Source organism: Gillisia lutea, from assembly GCF_021568705.1.
Lineage (GTDB): Bacteria > Bacteroidota > Bacteroidia > Flavobacteriales > Flavobacteriaceae > Gillisia > Gillisia lutea.
This window is the reverse complement of the sequence record NZ_JAKGTH010000006.1, coordinates 691479-706619: the sequence shown is the minus strand read 5'-3', so window position 1 is coordinate 706619 and position 15141 is coordinate 691479. Positions and strand designations below refer to the sequence as shown.

Here is a 15141-nt window from a genome sequence, read left to right as displayed (position 1 = left end):
AGGACTAAGCCGGTACTGTAAGCACCCCTAGCAACGCAGCCACAACTCCAAAAAGGGCAACACCCTCTACAAGTGCAGCAGCAATAATCATTGCAGTTTGAATTTTTCCAGAAGCTTCAGGTTGACGGGCAATAGCGTCCATTGCTGAACCACCAATTTTACCAACACCAATAGCTGCTCCAATTACTGCAAGACCAGCTCCTAAAGCTGCAAGTCCAATGTGTAAATACTCCATAGTATAAAAATTAAAAATTAAAATTAATGATGTTCATGTTCCGCAACCGCCATTCCAATAAACAGGGCAGACAGCATTGTAAAAATAAACGCTTGAAGGAATGCTACTAACAATTCCAATATTGTGATGAAAAGTGCAAAAGGAACCGAAATTCCGGCAACTCCAGTACTCTCCAGTATAAATATCAATCCAATTAAACTCAATATAATAATGTGGCCTGCGGTAATGTTCGCAAATAAACGAATCATAAGCGCTACTGGCTTAATTATTAATCCAATTACTTCCACGACCATTAAAATAGGCTTTACGAAAGTAGGTATTCCCGGCATCCAAAATGTATGTTGCCAAAAATCTTTATTCCCATTAATTAATATTAAGGCAAGGGTAAACAAACCTAAAGATACGGTTACAGCAATGTTTCCTGTTACGTTGGCCGCACCTGGCAACAAACCTAAAAGGTTAGTGATCCAGATAAAGAAAAAGACCGTAAGTAGGAACGGCATGAATTTCATATATTTTTTCTCTCCAATTTGAGGAACTGCAATTTCATCACGAACGAACAACACCAAAGTTTCCAGGATATTATTGAAACCTTTAGGCGCATGAGTGTTTTTCTTGTGATGTTTAGATAAGCTAAAGAAGAACAACAACATCAAAACCACTGTAAGGAACATGGCTGCAACATTTTTAGTTACAGAAAAATCCCAAGGCCTGCTTGCATTTACTGGGTGATGCTCTGCATCAAACTCAACAGTATCAGCACCTTCATTTAATTGATAGATTTTTTCATGATAATTCACGAATCTCATCCCATCTTTCTCTACCACATGATGCCCTTCGGTATCATGATGAAATTCGCTAGACATGAAACTCACAACACCATTTTCTGTGTATAAAATCACAGGAAGAGGTAGTGTAAAAGAATTTTCTCCTTCTCCAAAGAAATGCCATCCATGAGAATCCCCAATGTGATGCATGATCATATCGGTGGCATTAAATTTCTTTTTCGATTCCTGTGCTTCTCCGTGTTCTTGTGAAATAACAAGCATTGGAAGTAGCGCCAGTGCAATTGTCACTATAATCTTATAAGATTTTTGTGCTATCATAGTCCTGTTAAACTTAATAATTGTGGCCTCAAAATTTCGGTGCAAAGGTATACTTTTAATTTTTATCTAAAAGCCCCCCTTTATTTTTTTTATTGAAAACCTCATTTTTATCGACTTTACTGAAACACAAAGGGTTATTTATTATTTAAAAGATTTACCGCATAGGTAGTTTCAAAAATCAAATAGAGCAAATAAGGAATAAAAAAAGAAAGTATATTGTCAAAAGGATTATTTATCCCGCTTAACATCATTGGAAGTAAAAAGATTACCGCCGCCAACATTTTCAACAAGCCACTTCCCATAAAGGCAAATCCGGTTTTATCCTGGGCGTTACTATGAACCAGTAATAACAAGAAATAAATAAGTAGGGTGGCCAAAAAATGGAATGAATAAATGGCGTAAATACTATAGTAAAATGTGGTTTCTGAATAAAATTTAAAGATCAGGAAATAATGTAGTCCAAACAGGATCAAGCTAAATGGAATAAGTCGTATTAAGAACTTCAGTAATTGTTGTTTCATATCTTAATTATCGTCTTTACTCATTCTACTCACCCTTCGTATCACCTGGTACAACGCAACAAAAACTCCCAATAAGGATAATCCAATTGTGAAACCGGAAAAATTATTAGGGAATTTTTTATCCAGCCAAATTCCAGCAAATACCCCAGCTCCTATCACTATTCCCATTTGAATGGCAATATTTACAAATTCTAGGTATTTGTTATGCGGTACGCTCTGTTTCTTTTTGTTCATTTTTATTCAAAGATTTTACGGCGCCTTTCATTTCGCAGGTGGCATTAAAATTAGCTCCCGGCTCGATGGCCAGCTTCCCGGCTTTAACTTCACCATTTACTACGGCGGTATTTCGCAAAGTTAAGGTTTCTGATACCAATAACTTCCCTGAGAACTTCCCTTCAAAATCAGCATTCTGACAGTCCAAGGTTCCCTCGATAAACCCACCTTTACTAATTACCACTTTCCCCGCGGTTTTAAGCGTTCCTTTTAGAGTTCCTTCTATTCTAAACCCGCCTTTAGCTTCAATATCGCCAGTAATAATGGTACCTGCCGAAATTCGGTTTTGTTCCTTGCTTATCTCTGTTGAAAATTTTGAATTCTTTTGATTTGAAAACATGTTAAAGTTGATTTTTATCTATCAGCAATTTATAGCCTTCTAAATTTTTATGAAGCTGAATAATGCGGTAGTTATCTGAAGAGATTATTACCGGTTCGTGCTGAAGTTTATATTTCTTATTTATATTTAATAACTCTGCAAACCCCTGAGCGTCACTTAAATTTTTCATTCCATGAACCATTACAAAGATATGTTTTGCATTATAAACATCTATAGAGGTATCATAATTGGTATAACCCAGATCTAAGATTGCCTGGTCTATTTTAAGCTTCAAAGCATCAGCATTTTCCCGCTCGCTCATTTCAAATTCATATAAAAGCTTAAGATTATTGGCGATGCCTGATATGTTGAACTCTTTATTCTCTAATTTAGGCAGAGCTGTCTCTATAAGCTGCTGTGCTTTATTCGCTTCCTCTGTTTGAGGATAATCTACAACCAACTGACTTAAATTCTTTTTGTAGGCTTCAAAACCATTTAAACGACCTGTTGCGGTAGCCTTTAATAGAGCTATTTTTGGTAAAAGAGCGTCTTCCTTGAATTTACTCATGTACTCCTCACTTTGAACTATTACCTCAGCATAATTTCCATCTTCAAAGAGGCGGTACAAATCTTTATAGAACTTGTCTGCCTGATCCTCCTGAGTGAGTGCCTGACCTGGGTGCAAAATATTTGCAGTATACCTCGAATCAGGATAATTACTCACTAAGGTTTGTCGGTATTTTTGAGCTTCAGCGGCATTATCATTTTCGGTATAAATTTGATATAAATAATAATTTGCAGGTATTACCAATCGCTCTTCATTGGTAAAACCGAGTAAAGCCTCCAAGCGCTCTGCCGCTAGTTGATCTTCCTTAAATTTATCCTTGTAAATCACCCCCAATCTAAAATAGGCATCATTACGCAGGTTGGTCAAACTATCTATCAAATTAGCATCTGAAGGGATGTCACTAATATAAGTTTGTGGATCAAATTCAGGGGAATTCTCAATAATCAACGTACTAACCTCATCCAATTCCTGAGCTCCCGAGTCCAATTTAAAATTCCCCGTAGCAAGTCGCCAATTATCTTGTAGTTCCCTAGGACCCCAATTTCTTAAAAATTCCTGAAGTCCATTAGCTACTCTCACAGGATTATAGAAATAAAAAGAATTTCCTGAGCCAGGTCCTCCAATTCCCGGTGGTGGTCCCGGGGTATTTCTGTTTATAAGCGTTTCCTGTGTATTCCCGGGAATAACTCCCTTTTTAGCTTCAGCAATTGCCTGATCTTTCAAGTTATTGGTAAATGATGTAAAATACGCCAAGCGAGCTTCCTCATCCATTGCCACAAACTTGAGGATACTATCATTTTCTTCGGCAATCTCTTCATATAAAATAACTTCCTGAAGATTGTTTTTCTTTCTATTGATAATAAAAAAATCTCTGGTATTAGTGGGAATCTTGGTAAGCGTACTATCAAAATAAGCACTGGCTTTTCTATAATTTGCTTTATCAAAATAAATATTTCCCAGACTCTCGTAACTCACCGATTGCAAGTAACTATCTGTGGAAGGCTCTTTTAAGGATTTATTATAATTGCTTATTGCCTGGTCTATAGAATCTAAATAATTATAATATTCTCCTTGCTGAAAATATATTCTATCCAAAAAAGGACGATTCTCCCTATTATTTGCCAATTCTTCCAACTTATCGCGCAGCATCAAATGATCTTGGGTGGCAAAACTGAAATTCCCTGCCTTATTCAATTGGGCATTTATCATATATTCTCTTGGAGATTTTCTGTTTAACTCCACCACTTTATTAAAGGCTAAATTTGCGCTATCCCTTTTTCCAAGCCTTTCATAAAGTTGCCCTTCTATAAAGTGATATCTTCCTTTCTCTTCATTATTTGAAGTGTAATTAGCAGCAGTTCTAATAGGAACAACTGCGCTATCCAGAGCGTTGAGATTTATATAAGCCTGAGAGATCATAGCTTTGGCATCTGCCCTATCCTGATCTTTAAGAGTTTCAGCTTTTAAAATTCGTTTAAGGTTCTTGATAGCTAACTTGTTGTTTTGCAGGCGTATGTTGGTTTTCTCTCTCCAAATTTGAGCATGATTTATGGTATTGCTCGCCGGGTACTTGTGGAGTATGTAATTGAAAGCTTCTAAGGCTGGAATAAAGCGCTGATCGTAATATCTGGCCTTTCCCAATAACAAATAAGCTTCATCTATTTGCGGATTCTTTTCCTTACCGCTAATTAACATGGAGTGCTTTTGAATGGCTTTAGTAGCCTTTTCTTCTGCAATTTTGAAGAATTCATTTCTATTGGTACCGGGAAGCAATATTTCTTCTGAAACCTGCATACGCTCCACTGGCAAAATATCCCAGAAATTTTCATTATAGGTTGCCGCAATTTGTTCTTTCCCTTGCTCAAGGGCCAAATTCCCATTATAAAGTGTGTTATACTCTGTAGAAACAGCATGCCAGTTTCTATTAATAAAACTATCCTTCTTTCTGGAGCACCCGGAAAGGAGAATAACTGAGATAAGGCAGAAACTGCCCAAGGTGAGTTTATTCAAAATCAATACGTTCTTGATGTAATAAATAACTAAAGGGCTTTGGTTTTAGTATGCAAAAATACGTTTCTTTTTAGAAATCGCTCTTCCACTAATTTATAAGAAGTTATTGACTTTTTTAGGCCTCATTTTGAAGCTCCTTAGAAAAGTAGGACTCCAACTCTTGTAAAGTAGCCTGAGAAGTCATAATATCTTTTACCAGTACCCCTTTATCCAATACAACGATACGTTCGCAAACTTCGGTGATATGAATGAGATCGTGACTGGAGATCAAAAAAGTGGTATCGCCCTGATTGGTGAGTTCTTTAATGATCTTTTTCAGCCTTATTTGAGTGGTTGGGTCTAAATTAGCGAAAGGCTCATCTAAGATCACCACTTTTGGATTCCCTATTAAAGCAGCAACTATTCCTACCTTTTTTTGATTTCCCTTGGATAGATCACGTAAATATTTCCTTCTTCCTAAGATCTCATCATTAAAAAAGTCTTCAAAATTAGCCAATAGCGCATCTACATCTGCCTTATTTTGCTGTCTTAAATCTCCAATAAAATAGAAGTATTCTTCAGGAGTAAGATAGCCTATCAAAAAACTTTCATCTATAAAAGAAGAGGTGAATGGTTTCCACTCTTCACTCTGACTAACGGTGATATCATGATTAAAAATACTACCGGTAGTAGGTTGGAGTAAATCAAGAAGCAGACTGAAAAAAGTGGTTTTTCCTGCACCATTATTACCTACAAGTCCAAAGCTTTGTCCTGTTGGAATATTAAGATGCTCTATATTTAATACGGTAGTTCCGCTATATATTTTTGTAAGGTTAGTTGCTGTAATCATCTTTTAAGTTTGAATAACTGTTAATCTCCTTTTTGCTTAAATCCTTCAATCATGGCATATTTCTTTCTTTTGTATACCTGAGCTATGAATCCAATGGCTTGATTTCTCAAAAATATACCTATAAGCCCTGCTGTTACTAGGAAAATCATCCCACTTTCAAAGGAAATAAATTTATAGAACAGCCAAAATAGCAAAACAGGAATTACAAGTAACGGAATTCCAATAATCCACTGTGCGGCTCCGGTTCCCTGATAGTTCATAAAAGGGCTTTTATCCAGATCGATCCTTTTTCTATTAAAAGAACCGGAATACAGCAGCAAGGGGGTGTTAATTCCAATGTTATAGATCGCGCAGGCTATGTTTAGCAGAAAAATTCGCCATCCAAAATACACATAAGGGGTAGCTAAAATTGTCAGCACCACGACACTAAAAGAAATTAAACCTGCTTTTGCCGTTAAATATTTTTTAAGTGGAATATTTTGAGCCATAATCATGGGGTAATAGCCCGCATCCCACGCAGGAACGAACTGACCAAAATTGAGCATGAAAATTCCAGTTATAAAAATGCCCACAAATACAAAAAACCAAGGATTATCGTAATAACTATCCTGTGTGTAAAAGAATAAGCCATAGCCTAAGAAAAGCAATGACATGAAGATAGCCGATTTTGGTCGCTTGTTACGCCAGATCAACTTTAAGTCCTGTTGTAAGTAAGGCGCAAGCTCACCAAATCTACGCGTCCATAAGAACTGATTGGTGTCGGCACTTTTTACTTTGGTTTTTAATGAGCCATCAAGATAGAATTTTCCTTCTAAATTCTTCTGATTCCATTTATATAACAATAAGAATACAGCAACAGGAATAAGCGATAAAGCCGGTTGCTCTATAATTTTGTCTAATCCTTTCCCAAACCAAACACTAGATTGAAAAATATTGAAATAATCTAGTAATGCAAGCGTCACTCCTACTACTGCTATAGGTACCAATGCTTTTAAATTATCTGTAAACCGCTTCTTAATAATGAAATTGGCGAAATTCACTGTTAGGGTTAAGCCGAACATAGCTAACATCCAGGCTAGTACAGGAAGTGTTTCGAATTCATTTTTGTAGATATTAAACAATCCGAAGGGAATAATAATTAAAAGTGGGAGAAAATTAAAAAAGGAATACAGCGATTTTATTAATACAAAGTTTACCACTTTTCTCTTTTTAACGGGTAGGATAAGCAGTGGTTTTATATTTAATACGGGTAAGGTTTGTAGCATAAATCGGTACCCTAGCTCTAGTACCAGCCATATAAGTACAAATCTATTCGCTAAAAAAATGGGGATTTCATTTGGGAAATATTCTTTAATCAAGGAATACAACCCCACCCCAAACAACAAAAACATTGCTGTAAAATAAAGCCCTAAAAACCCCATGAGAATCTTTAAACCTATACTTTTTCCAAAACTAGCCGATCTAAAGAAGGATTTTAACTCTAAGGAGATTAAACGCTTAAACATATATTGTGGTTTTTAAACAAGTCTTGAAATTTACCAAATTGTTACAATTTAAAAAGTTCAGACTTTGTATTTTTGTCTCCAAATACGTTAACATGAACAAATTTTATGCTCTAAAGATAAAAGAAATTATCCGCGAAACTCCGCAGGCGGTTAGCTTATCTTTTGAAATACCTGAGGACTTACAAGCTAAGTTTTCCTATAAAGCAGGTCAATATATAACAATACGAACAACTATTGAGGGAAAGGAAGTAAGAAGAGCCTACTCGCTTTGCTCTGCTCCTCATTCCAGTGAATTTAAAGTAACTGTGAAGGAGGTTCCCGGAGGGAAGTTCTCTGCAATAGCAAATAATAGACTACAGGTTGGTGATGTTCTCGAGGTGCATCCACCGGAAGGGAAGTTTATATTTGAACCAGGTAGCACTTATCAAAATTATGCTGCCTTTGCTGCCGGTAGCGGAATAACCCCTGTGCTATCCATTATAAAAACGGTATTACATGAGGAACCGGAGAGTAAGTTTGTGCTTGTTTATGGAAATAAATCTATAAATGAAACCATTTTCTTCAAAGAGCTTTTAGAATTACAGGCTACGTATCCCGAAAGATTTTTTGTTGAATTTATATACAGCAGGACTCAGGAGCCAAATGCACAATTCGGTCGTATTGAAAATAGCACCGTTAACTATGTATTGAAAAACAAGTTCAAGGATGTTCTTTTCCAGAAGTATTTCTTATGCGGTCCTGAAGTAATGATAGAGAATGTAAGCGAACTTCTGAAAGCCAATAAGGTACCAGAAACTCACATTCTGTTTGAATTATTTACCACTACAGATAACGGTGTAGATGATGTAGCTTTAGAAGTGGAAGGGGAAACGCAACTTACTGTACTTGTAGATGATGAAGAAACCGTTTTTTCTATGAATAAAAAGGATACTGTTCTAGAAGCAGCTTTAGAGAATGATCTGGATGTTCCTTATTCTTGCCAAGGTGGAATTTGCAGCAGCTGTATAGCAAGAGTTACCGAAGGAAAAGCTGAAATGAGCAAGAATCAGATCTTAACCGACAGTGAAATAGCAGAAGGGCTTATTTTAACCTGCCAGGCGCACCCGCTAACTCCTACTTTAAAAGTAGATTATGATGATGTATAATTTAGAAAGAGTATTTTCTGAAAATATTTAATAAAAATGCCCCGAACCTTAGTTTGGGGCATTTAATATTTTATCTAGTTTTTCAATTACTTTTTCGGGCTTAATCGTGCGCATTACCTCTTCATAACCTTCAGGAACTTTATTCCCATAAATAGAAGTTGGAATCTTGGGATACTGATCCAGATCTGGTAAAATTGAATTTTCCTGCGGCTGATTAAAAGCAGTAAACCCTGCAAAAGGATGTGTAACACCCCAAAGGCTAACTACAGGAATTCCATACATGGCTGCTAAATGAGCGTTTCCACTATCCATTGAAAGCATGCCATCTAAGTTGGAAATAAGTGCCAATTCTTCTTCAAATTTCAACTTACCTGCAAGAGAGGTGATATGCTCATATTTAAAAGCGAGCGCTTCCAATTGCTCTTTTTCTTTTTTTCCTCCTCCAAATAGATAGATTTGAGTTTTTCCTTCATCATTTATTGATCTAAGCACATCTTCCAATAGATCTAAAGGGTAAACCTTAGAGTCATGTTGTGCAAAGGGAGCAACCCCTAACCATTTCAATGTATTGTTTCCGGTAATCTCTCTGGTATTAGGAGAAAGTTTTTGTTTTTGAGGAAAACTGTGCTCCCTCAGGTCTATAGGATATCCTAACTCTTCAAAAACATCGGCATAGCGCTGATGTGTTGATTTCAATTGCTTAAAAATCTTATTGTTAGAAGCGGTAAGTGCCTTTTTTTCTGCTCTTCCTTTATCTATTTGTTTTACCTGAATTCCGTAAAAGTAAAAGATCGATTTCAAAACATTGCTACGAAGCACATCATGCACATCTGCAACAGCATCTATACCAAGGTCTCGTAGATCTTTTGCCAGTCTACTTAACCCGAACACTCCGTTATGCACCCCATTTATATCGGCTTCATAAACTTCCACATTAGGAATTCCTGCAAACATAGGAGCGAAAAAGGCTCTGGTTAAAACAGTTATTTTCAGTTGAGGATAGGTTTGAATAAGGGTTCTGAGTACCGGTACAAGCATAGCCACATCTCCCATTGCCGAAAGTCGGATCACCAAAATATGTGCATCCTTAAATGCTGTCTTGGCGGGAGATTTTATATGCTTTACGGAAGATTCTGGCATTTGTAATTAGCTTTTCTTTCTAAGAACCGGATTCAATTCATCATCGTTATACATCTTCATTTGCTTATACACTTTCATGTATTTCGCACCGCTTTCAATATCTTTCAAAAGTTGATCGATTGCACTGGAAAGGTCTACTCGCTGCTCTAATAAAACGCTGAGTTTTTCCTGACATTTTTCTTTGTGTGTCTGAGAAGCATCTTCTCTTGTCGCCTCTTCCTGCATATGAAATATCTTAAGCGCAAGTATAGACAACCTGTCTATAGCCCACGCAGGACTCTCACTATTAATACTAGCATCAGCATTTGCTGCTACGCCCTTATACTTAGCAAGAAAATAACTGTCTATATACTCAACCATATCGGTTCGATCCTGATTGGAAGCATCAATTTGTCGCTTTAGTTTCAAAGCAGCAACTGGATCGATGTTTGGATCACGTATAATATCCTCATAATGCCATTGTACGGTATCTATCCAACATTTTCTGAACAAAAGGTGCTCAATAAGTTGAGTATCTTCTTTATACGGATTGGCAAAAGCTTGATCTACCGTGTTTATTTCATGATATTTTTCAATTACTTCCTGAAAAATAGTATTTGCTTTATCTGAAAACATATGAATTAATTTTTTGTGTATTTTTAAATATGAGGAGGTTCCTTTTTACCTGTAATAATATATATATAGATTCGACCTTTATACTGTCGCTATACCCAATTAGGCCTCTTCAGTTGAAATGAATATTGATATCTATTTACTGTTCTTTTGAAGCTTTTGGCAAAGGTATCATATTTTGCAATAGTAACCTTGTTATACAAGAAAGCTAAACTTCAATAGAGGTGGCTCCGGCAAGAGCCTAGAAGAATAAATAGACGTAAATGGGTAATAAGATAAGACCAATTAAAAGTATTTCTTTAAAAATACGTTCGCGTTTACTTTCAAAATAATTCGAGGTAATTATAGCCAGGGGTATAAACAGAAATATTAACTCACTTCCATTTTTAGTAGGTGAAAATATACCAACTAATGTAGCCACCAGCATCGTTAGAAGTACCAGGACATAAGTAGGCCTAGAATTTATATTCGACTTCTGCATAAGCCCAATATAAAAGAAAGAAGTCCATAGTGCTAAAGCCAAGATAATACTAAGGGGCAGTAATAATTTAATGTTCCCGTATAGTTCGAAATCAAAATTACTCTGTTGAAACCAAGCCGATAATGTATAAAACTCATTATTTATAAGAAGATGATAGCCCGTAACAAGAGAGGAAACAGTAAAAATAGCAACCAAAGGTATTAGCCAGTTCTTAAAATAATTGGCAGTATGCATTAATACCCCACTATACACCACTATTAGAAATAGAATTGCCCAAAAATTGAAAAGTGAGGCAACGCACACCCAAAACGTAGCATCAAATATTTTCTTTTGGATATCTTTTTGAGACCTTAAAGTAATTACCCTTCTTAATGATAAAAGCACACAAAGATTGGCAACTATAACCTGATTGTCTCTTAAGATTTCAGAAAAACTAACTGCCAGTACGGCGAAGATTACAATTTTATAGGAACTGTATTTAGACAGATCGTTCTTTTTACCTATAAAATTCAAAATGATCACATTCAGCAAAAAACACAGAAATATTCCCAGTTTCACGCCAAATTTGGCAATGTCGAATGAAGAAAAAAGACTGCTAACATTAGCCAATAAGTAAAACATGGTCATGAAAAGGACCACGACTAAAAAATTTACAGGTTTTGATTTGCTAAAAAAGCTTGTTAGCATTACTGTTTTTTATATTTTTGTGCCATAATATAACAAAGTTATACGATGAAAGAATTATTTGAAGGAATTGCCTGGTTGTTCGAGAACGTGTTGTTTATTCCTTATGATGCACTAAGAAAACTACAATTGGAATCTTGGTTTCTTGCTAATTTCATGAACTGGGTATTTATTCTTGTTGTTTTTGCAGCATTTTTCTACTGGATGAAGCAATTGAAAACATTCAATGATAACAACGAAGAGAACCGTGATCCAAAAGCTCACTCGTTCTTAGGATAAATCAAATCCTAGATCTTTTCTATAATACATCTTATCAAAATGAAGTTTATCTACATTTTGATAAGATTTTTTTAGTGCCAATTTGTAATCATCCCCAAACGAAGTAACCGCAATAACGCGACCTCCGTTTGAAAGCACTTTCCCTTCTTTTGTAGTGGTTCCGGCATGAAACACAATAGAATCTTCTACCGTATCTAGTCCCGTTATTTCCATTCCTTTTTCATAAGCTTCAGGATATCCTCCAGAAACCAACATTACTGTTACAGCAGTCTCGGTAGCTATTTCCAAACTTGCTTCATCCAACTTTTGTTCCGAAACCTTTTGGAACAATTCTACAAGATCAGATTTTATCCTCGGAAGTACTACTTCTGTTTCCGGATCGCCCATACGTACATTGTACTCAATAACATACGGCTCATTATCTACCTTTATCAGGCCTATAAATACAAACCCTTTGTAGGCGATCTCTTCTTTTTGTAAGCCTTCTATAGTAGGTTTTACGATGCGCTCTTCTATTTTTTGCATCAATTCTTCATCAGCAAAAGGAACAGGGGAAATAGCTCCCATTCCACCGGTGTTCAAACCTGTATTTCCTTCTCCTATTCGTTTATAGTCTTTAGCAGTTGGTAATATTTTATAGTTCTTTCCATCGGTAAGCACAAAAACGCTTAATTCAATTCCGTCTAAAAACTCTTCAATAACAACTTTACTGCTTGCCGCTCCAAATTTCTCACCTATAAGCATTTGTTCTAATTCTTTTTGAGCTTCAGCAAGATCTTCTATAATCAACACTCCTTTCCCTGCAGCTAAACCATCGGCTTTCAATACATATGGTGCTTTAAGAGTTTCAAGAAATTTCTTTCCTGCATCTAAGGTCTCTGCACTAAAACTTTGATAGGCAGCGGTAGGAATGTTATGCATGAACATAAACTCTTTTGCCCGCTCCTTACTTCCTTCTAATAATGCTCCGCGTTTTGATGGTCCAATTACGGCTACATGCTTTAGTTGATCGTCCTCTTTGAAAAAATCGTAGATCCCTAATACCAAAGGGTCTTCAGGCCCAACAACTAGCATTTCGATATTCTCCTGAAGTACAAGTTCTTTTATTGCTTCAAAATTGGTTACCTTAAGATCGATATTCGTGGCCATTTGAGCCGTCCCTGCATTACCGGGTGCTACAAAAAGTTTATCGCATTGTTCGCTTTTGGAAATGCTATGTGCAAATGCATGTTCACGACCGCCGGCACCTAATATCAAAATATTCATGGAGAAGTTATTTAAGTTCTTGCGCCAAAAATAAATGTTTGTAAATTGAAGCACTAATAATTTCCAATAAATTAAATCTAATTTATTCTTTGAACTGGTTTAAGATCTCGTTGCAGCTCAACAAATTCCCAATTAACAGGGCGCAAAATATGCTGCGTAAAATTCAGGATATTCCTGAAGAAAAGTACGAGGAATACCTTGTTCAAAAAAGGGAAGCTATTGTTCAATATCATTTAGAGCACACCAATTTCTATAAGTCCTTTTTCAAGAACAAAGAATATAGCGAGTGGAAAGATGTCCCTGTGATGAATAAAGCAGACCTTCAGCGCCCTTTAGAAGATCGTCTAAGCAATGAATTCAGCAAAAAGAACATTTATCTTGGAAAGACTTCCGGCTCCAGTGGACATCCTTTTATTTTCGCAAAAGATCGTTTATGCCATGCTATTACCTGGGCCGAATTTATAGATCGGTATAAATGGATTGGAATTAACCTCAACAAATCTTTACAAGCAAGGTTTTATGGCATCCCTCTCGATTTCTATGGAAATATTACCGAGCGATTTAAGGACAGGATGAGCTTAAGAAGGCGCTTCAATATTTTCGACCTTAGCGACAGTAAGATGCAAACTTTTCTTGAGCGCTTTAAAAATTCCAATTTCGATTATATAAATGGCTATACTAGTGCTATCCTGCTTTTTGCAAAGTATTTAAATAAGCAACAGCTTATCCTGGCCGATATTTGCCCTAAATTGAAAGTATGTATAGTGACTTCTGAAAAACTTTTTGAAGACGACAAAACCCTAATTGAAGCAGCTTTTGGGGTGCCGGTAATTAATGAATACGGGGCTAGCGAAGTGGGTCTTATCGCTTTTGAAGATACCTCGAAAGAATGGGTGATAAATTCGGAAAGCCTATTTATTGAGATTTTGGACGATCAAAACAATATTCTGCCCTATGGCGAGGAAGGTAGAATTGTAATTACCTCGCTCTATAATAAGGCGCATCCCATGATACGCTATGATATTGGAGATACTGGAAAACTGGCTTCTAACAGCAGTTTTAAGCGGCCTATCCTCGAAAAGCTTACAGGCCGTACCAACGACATTGCAAAACTTGCTGATGGAAAAGTGGTACCCGGACTTACTTTCTACTATGTTACTAAATCTATCATAGAAGATGCTGGCAGCATTAAAGAGTTTTTGGTGATACAAACTGCTTTAAACCGATTTAAGATTGAATATGTAAGCGAACAGGAGTTTACCGGAGTGCAAATCGAAAAGATCCTGACTGCTATTGAAACCTTTATAGGAAAGAACCTAAAGGTAGATTTTGAAAGAAAACAGATCCTGAAACGAAACAAGAGCGGAAAACTGAAACAGTTCACTTCAATGATCTAATTGCTTTAATTGTTTTGATTTCAGCATGAAATGTTCCCATAAAAACAAGATCATATACGCACAGCTTTTCAAAATCCCAAAGTTCAGAACTTTATAATACACATTGAAATTATGTTTTAGAAGACTTAATTTATTATTTGAAATAGATTCCCTTCTAATTCTATAGTATGCCAACGGAGCGGTTATTCCCTCAACATTTCCAGTTTCTTTTAATACTGACAACCATAAGGCCCAATCCTGTCTTTTTCTTATAGAAGCATTGTATATTTTACCTAATATTTCTACAGAATAAATTCCGGTAAGGTTCCCTACATAATTTGATCGTAGTAATTTATTATAACTCAACAAAGGAAGGGCTTCTACCATTTTATGAAGTTTCTCACCGCTCTCTGAAATTAACTCGTAGCTGGAAAATGTCATTTGCAATCCTCGCTCCTGCATGAATTTCAACTGTATACTTAACTTTTCAGGGAACCATAAATCATCAGCATCCAGAAAAGCAATATAAGTTCCTGTAGCGGCTTTAATCCCCTTATTCCTGGCAACTCCAGCTCCCTGATTCTCTGAACTGATCAATAATTTGATCTTTGAACTGGCGGCGGCACATTCTTGAACTATTTTAACAGTAGTGTCCCGGGAAGCATCATCTATAACCAACAGCTCCCAATTTGTATAGGTTTGGTGTAATACCGACTGTATTGCCTGCTCAATAAAACGCGATGAATTATAAGCGGGCATGATAATGGAAACCAGCGGCCGATCATTCATATT

The 15141-nt window shown here is 36.4% G+C and carries 16 protein-coding genes; 3 read left to right on the top strand and 13 right to left on the bottom strand.

Going from position 1 to position 15141, the window contains the following annotated elements; translation table 11 throughout:
* Positions 1-4 precede the first annotated feature (4 nt).
* The 8 genes from atpE to L1I30_RS03200 all read right to left on the bottom strand — a co-directional run bounded on the left by atpE (position 5) and on the right by L1I30_RS03200 (position 7366).
* Positions 5-235 carry an ATP synthase F0 subunit C gene (gene atpE / locus L1I30_RS03235; RefSeq protein ID WP_013069578.1) on the bottom strand — a complete coding sequence of 77 codons (231 nt, stop codon included), beginning with the start codon at positions 233-235 and terminating at the stop codon, positions 5-7.
* 23 nt (positions 236-258) lie between these two features.
* Positions 259-1341 (bottom strand): F0F1 ATP synthase subunit A, encoded by a 1083-nt coding sequence (atpB, locus tag L1I30_RS03230; RefSeq protein WP_236132810.1) that lies wholly within the window; start codon positions 1339-1341, stop codon positions 259-261.
* A gap of 134 nt (positions 1342-1475) precedes the next feature.
* Positions 1476-1862 (bottom strand): DUF6168 family protein, encoded by a 387-nt coding sequence (locus L1I30_RS03225; protein WP_236132809.1) that lies wholly within the window; start codon positions 1860-1862, stop codon positions 1476-1478.
* A 3-nt stretch (positions 1863-1865) separates the two neighbouring features.
* Positions 1866-2096: an AtpZ/AtpI family protein gene (locus tag L1I30_RS03220; protein WP_236132808.1), complete on the bottom strand. Its 231-nt coding sequence runs from the start codon at positions 2094-2096 to the stop codon at positions 1866-1868.
* Positions 2065-2475, bottom strand: coding sequence for a bactofilin family protein (locus tag L1I30_RS03215; RefSeq protein WP_236132807.1), 411 nt, complete (start codon positions 2473-2475; stop codon positions 2065-2067). The genes L1I30_RS03220 and L1I30_RS03215 overlap by 32 nt, the downstream gene beginning before the upstream one ends.
* 1 nt (position 2476) lies before the next feature.
* Complete coding sequence (gene porW, locus L1I30_RS03210; protein WP_236132806.1) at positions 2477-5032, bottom strand: type IX secretion system periplasmic lipoprotein PorW/SprE; 2556 nt, start codon at positions 5030-5032, stop codon at positions 2477-2479.
* A gap of 115 nt (positions 5033-5147) precedes the next feature.
* A complete protein-coding gene (locus L1I30_RS03205; protein ID WP_236132805.1) occupies positions 5148-5861 on the bottom strand; it encodes an ABC transporter ATP-binding protein in 714 nt (237 codons plus the stop codon).
* 20 nt (positions 5862-5881) lie between these two features.
* Positions 5882-7366 (bottom strand): DUF5687 family protein, encoded by a 1485-nt coding sequence (locus L1I30_RS03200; RefSeq protein WP_236132804.1) that lies wholly within the window; start codon positions 7364-7366, stop codon positions 5882-5884.
* Positions 7367-7458: 92 nt separating this feature from the next.
* On the opposite strand from L1I30_RS03200, the gene L1I30_RS03195 reads away from it, so the two are divergent.
* On the top strand, positions 7459-8511 hold the full coding sequence (locus L1I30_RS03195) for a ferredoxin--NADP reductase (RefSeq protein ID WP_236132803.1): 1053 nt from the start codon (positions 7459-7461) through the stop codon (positions 8509-8511).
* Between the two features lie 48 nt (positions 8512-8559).
* Here the strand turns inward: L1I30_RS03195 and L1I30_RS03190 are convergent, their stop codons facing one another.
* The 3 genes from L1I30_RS03190 to L1I30_RS03180 all read right to left on the bottom strand — a co-directional run bounded on the left by L1I30_RS03190 (position 8560) and on the right by L1I30_RS03180 (position 11431).
* Positions 8560-9651, bottom strand: coding sequence for a glycosyltransferase family 9 protein (locus L1I30_RS03190; RefSeq protein WP_236132802.1), 1092 nt, complete (start codon positions 9649-9651; stop codon positions 8560-8562).
* A gap of 6 nt (positions 9652-9657) precedes the next feature.
* Complete coding sequence (locus L1I30_RS03185) at positions 9658-10266, bottom strand: DUF4254 domain-containing protein (protein WP_236132801.1); 609 nt, start codon at positions 10264-10266, stop codon at positions 9658-9660.
* Positions 10267-10504: 238 nt separating this feature from the next.
* Entirely contained in the window at positions 10505-11431 is a 927-nt protein-coding gene (locus L1I30_RS03180; protein WP_236132800.1) for a DUF6427 family protein, read from the bottom strand.
* 45 nt (positions 11432-11476) lie between these two features.
* Here L1I30_RS03180 and L1I30_RS03175 point away from each other — a divergent pair, with 45 nt between their 5' ends.
* Positions 11477-11707 (top strand): DUF6341 family protein, encoded by a 231-nt coding sequence (locus L1I30_RS03175; RefSeq protein WP_236132799.1) that lies wholly within the window; start codon positions 11477-11479, stop codon positions 11705-11707.
* Here the strand turns inward: L1I30_RS03175 and purD are convergent.
* Positions 11699-12973, bottom strand: coding sequence for a phosphoribosylamine--glycine ligase (gene purD / locus L1I30_RS03170; protein WP_236132798.1), 1275 nt, complete (start codon positions 12971-12973; stop codon positions 11699-11701). The genes L1I30_RS03175 and purD overlap by 9 nt on opposite strands.
* A gap of 89 nt (positions 12974-13062) precedes the next feature.
* Between purD and L1I30_RS03165 the strand changes: the two genes are divergently transcribed.
* The gene (locus L1I30_RS03165; protein ID WP_236132797.1) at positions 13063-14370 is read left to right on the top strand and encodes a phenylacetate--CoA ligase family protein; all 1308 of its coding nucleotides are present in this window, start codon (positions 13063-13065) and stop codon (positions 14368-14370) included.
* On the opposite strand, the gene L1I30_RS03160 is transcribed toward L1I30_RS03165, so the two are convergent.
* Positions 14359-15138, bottom strand: a complete 780-nt coding sequence (locus tag L1I30_RS03160) for a glycosyltransferase family 2 protein (RefSeq protein WP_236132796.1) — start codon at positions 15136-15138, stop codon at positions 14359-14361. The genes L1I30_RS03165 and L1I30_RS03160 overlap by 12 nt on opposite strands.
* Positions 15139-15141 lie beyond the last annotated feature (3 nt).

Bases quoted from the DNA above. Each gene is read 5' to 3' on its own strand.
- L1I30_RS03190 (WP_236132802.1), bottom strand. From the start codon at position 9,651: ATGCCAGAATCTTCCGTAAAGCATATAAAATCTCCCGCCAAGACAGCA.
- atpE (WP_013069578.1), bottom strand. From the start codon at position 235: ATGGAGTATTTACACATTGGACTTGCAGCTTTAGGAGCTGGTCTTGCA.
- L1I30_RS03175 (WP_236132799.1), top strand. From the start codon at position 11,477: ATGAAAGAATTATTTGAAGGAATTGCCTGGTTGTTCGAGAACGTGTTG.
- L1I30_RS03195 (WP_236132803.1), top strand. From the start codon at position 7,459: ATGAACAAATTTTATGCTCTAAAGATAAAAGAAATTATCCGCGAAACT.
- L1I30_RS03185 (WP_236132801.1), bottom strand. From the start codon at position 10,266: ATGTTTTCAGATAAAGCAAATACTATTTTTCAGGAAGTAATTGAAAAA.
- atpB (WP_236132810.1), bottom strand. From the start codon at position 1,341: ATGATAGCACAAAAATCTTATAAGATTATAGTGACAATTGCACTGGCG.
- L1I30_RS03215 (WP_236132807.1), bottom strand. From the start codon at position 2,475: ATGTTTTCAAATCAAAAGAATTCAAAATTTTCAACAGAGATAAGCAAG.
- L1I30_RS03225 (WP_236132809.1), bottom strand. From the start codon at position 1,862: ATGAAACAACAATTACTGAAGTTCTTAATACGACTTATTCCATTTAGC.
- L1I30_RS03205 (WP_236132805.1), bottom strand. From the start codon at position 5,861: ATGATTACAGCAACTAACCTTACAAAAATATATAGCGGAACTACCGTA.
- L1I30_RS03180 (WP_236132800.1), bottom strand. From the start codon at position 11,431: ATGCTAACAAGCTTTTTTAGCAAATCAAAACCTGTAAATTTTTTAGTC.
- L1I30_RS03200 (WP_236132804.1), bottom strand. From the start codon at position 7,366: ATGTTTAAGCGTTTAATCTCCTTAGAGTTAAAATCCTTCTTTAGATCG.
- L1I30_RS03220 (WP_236132808.1), bottom strand. From the start codon at position 2,096: ATGAACAAAAAGAAACAGAGCGTACCGCATAACAAATACCTAGAATTT.
- L1I30_RS03160 (WP_236132796.1), bottom strand. From the start codon at position 15,138: ATGAATGATCGGCCGCTGGTTTCCATTATCATGCCCGCTTATAATTCA.
- purD (WP_236132798.1), bottom strand. From the start codon at position 12,973: ATGAATATTTTGATATTAGGTGCCGGCGGTCGTGAACATGCATTTGCA.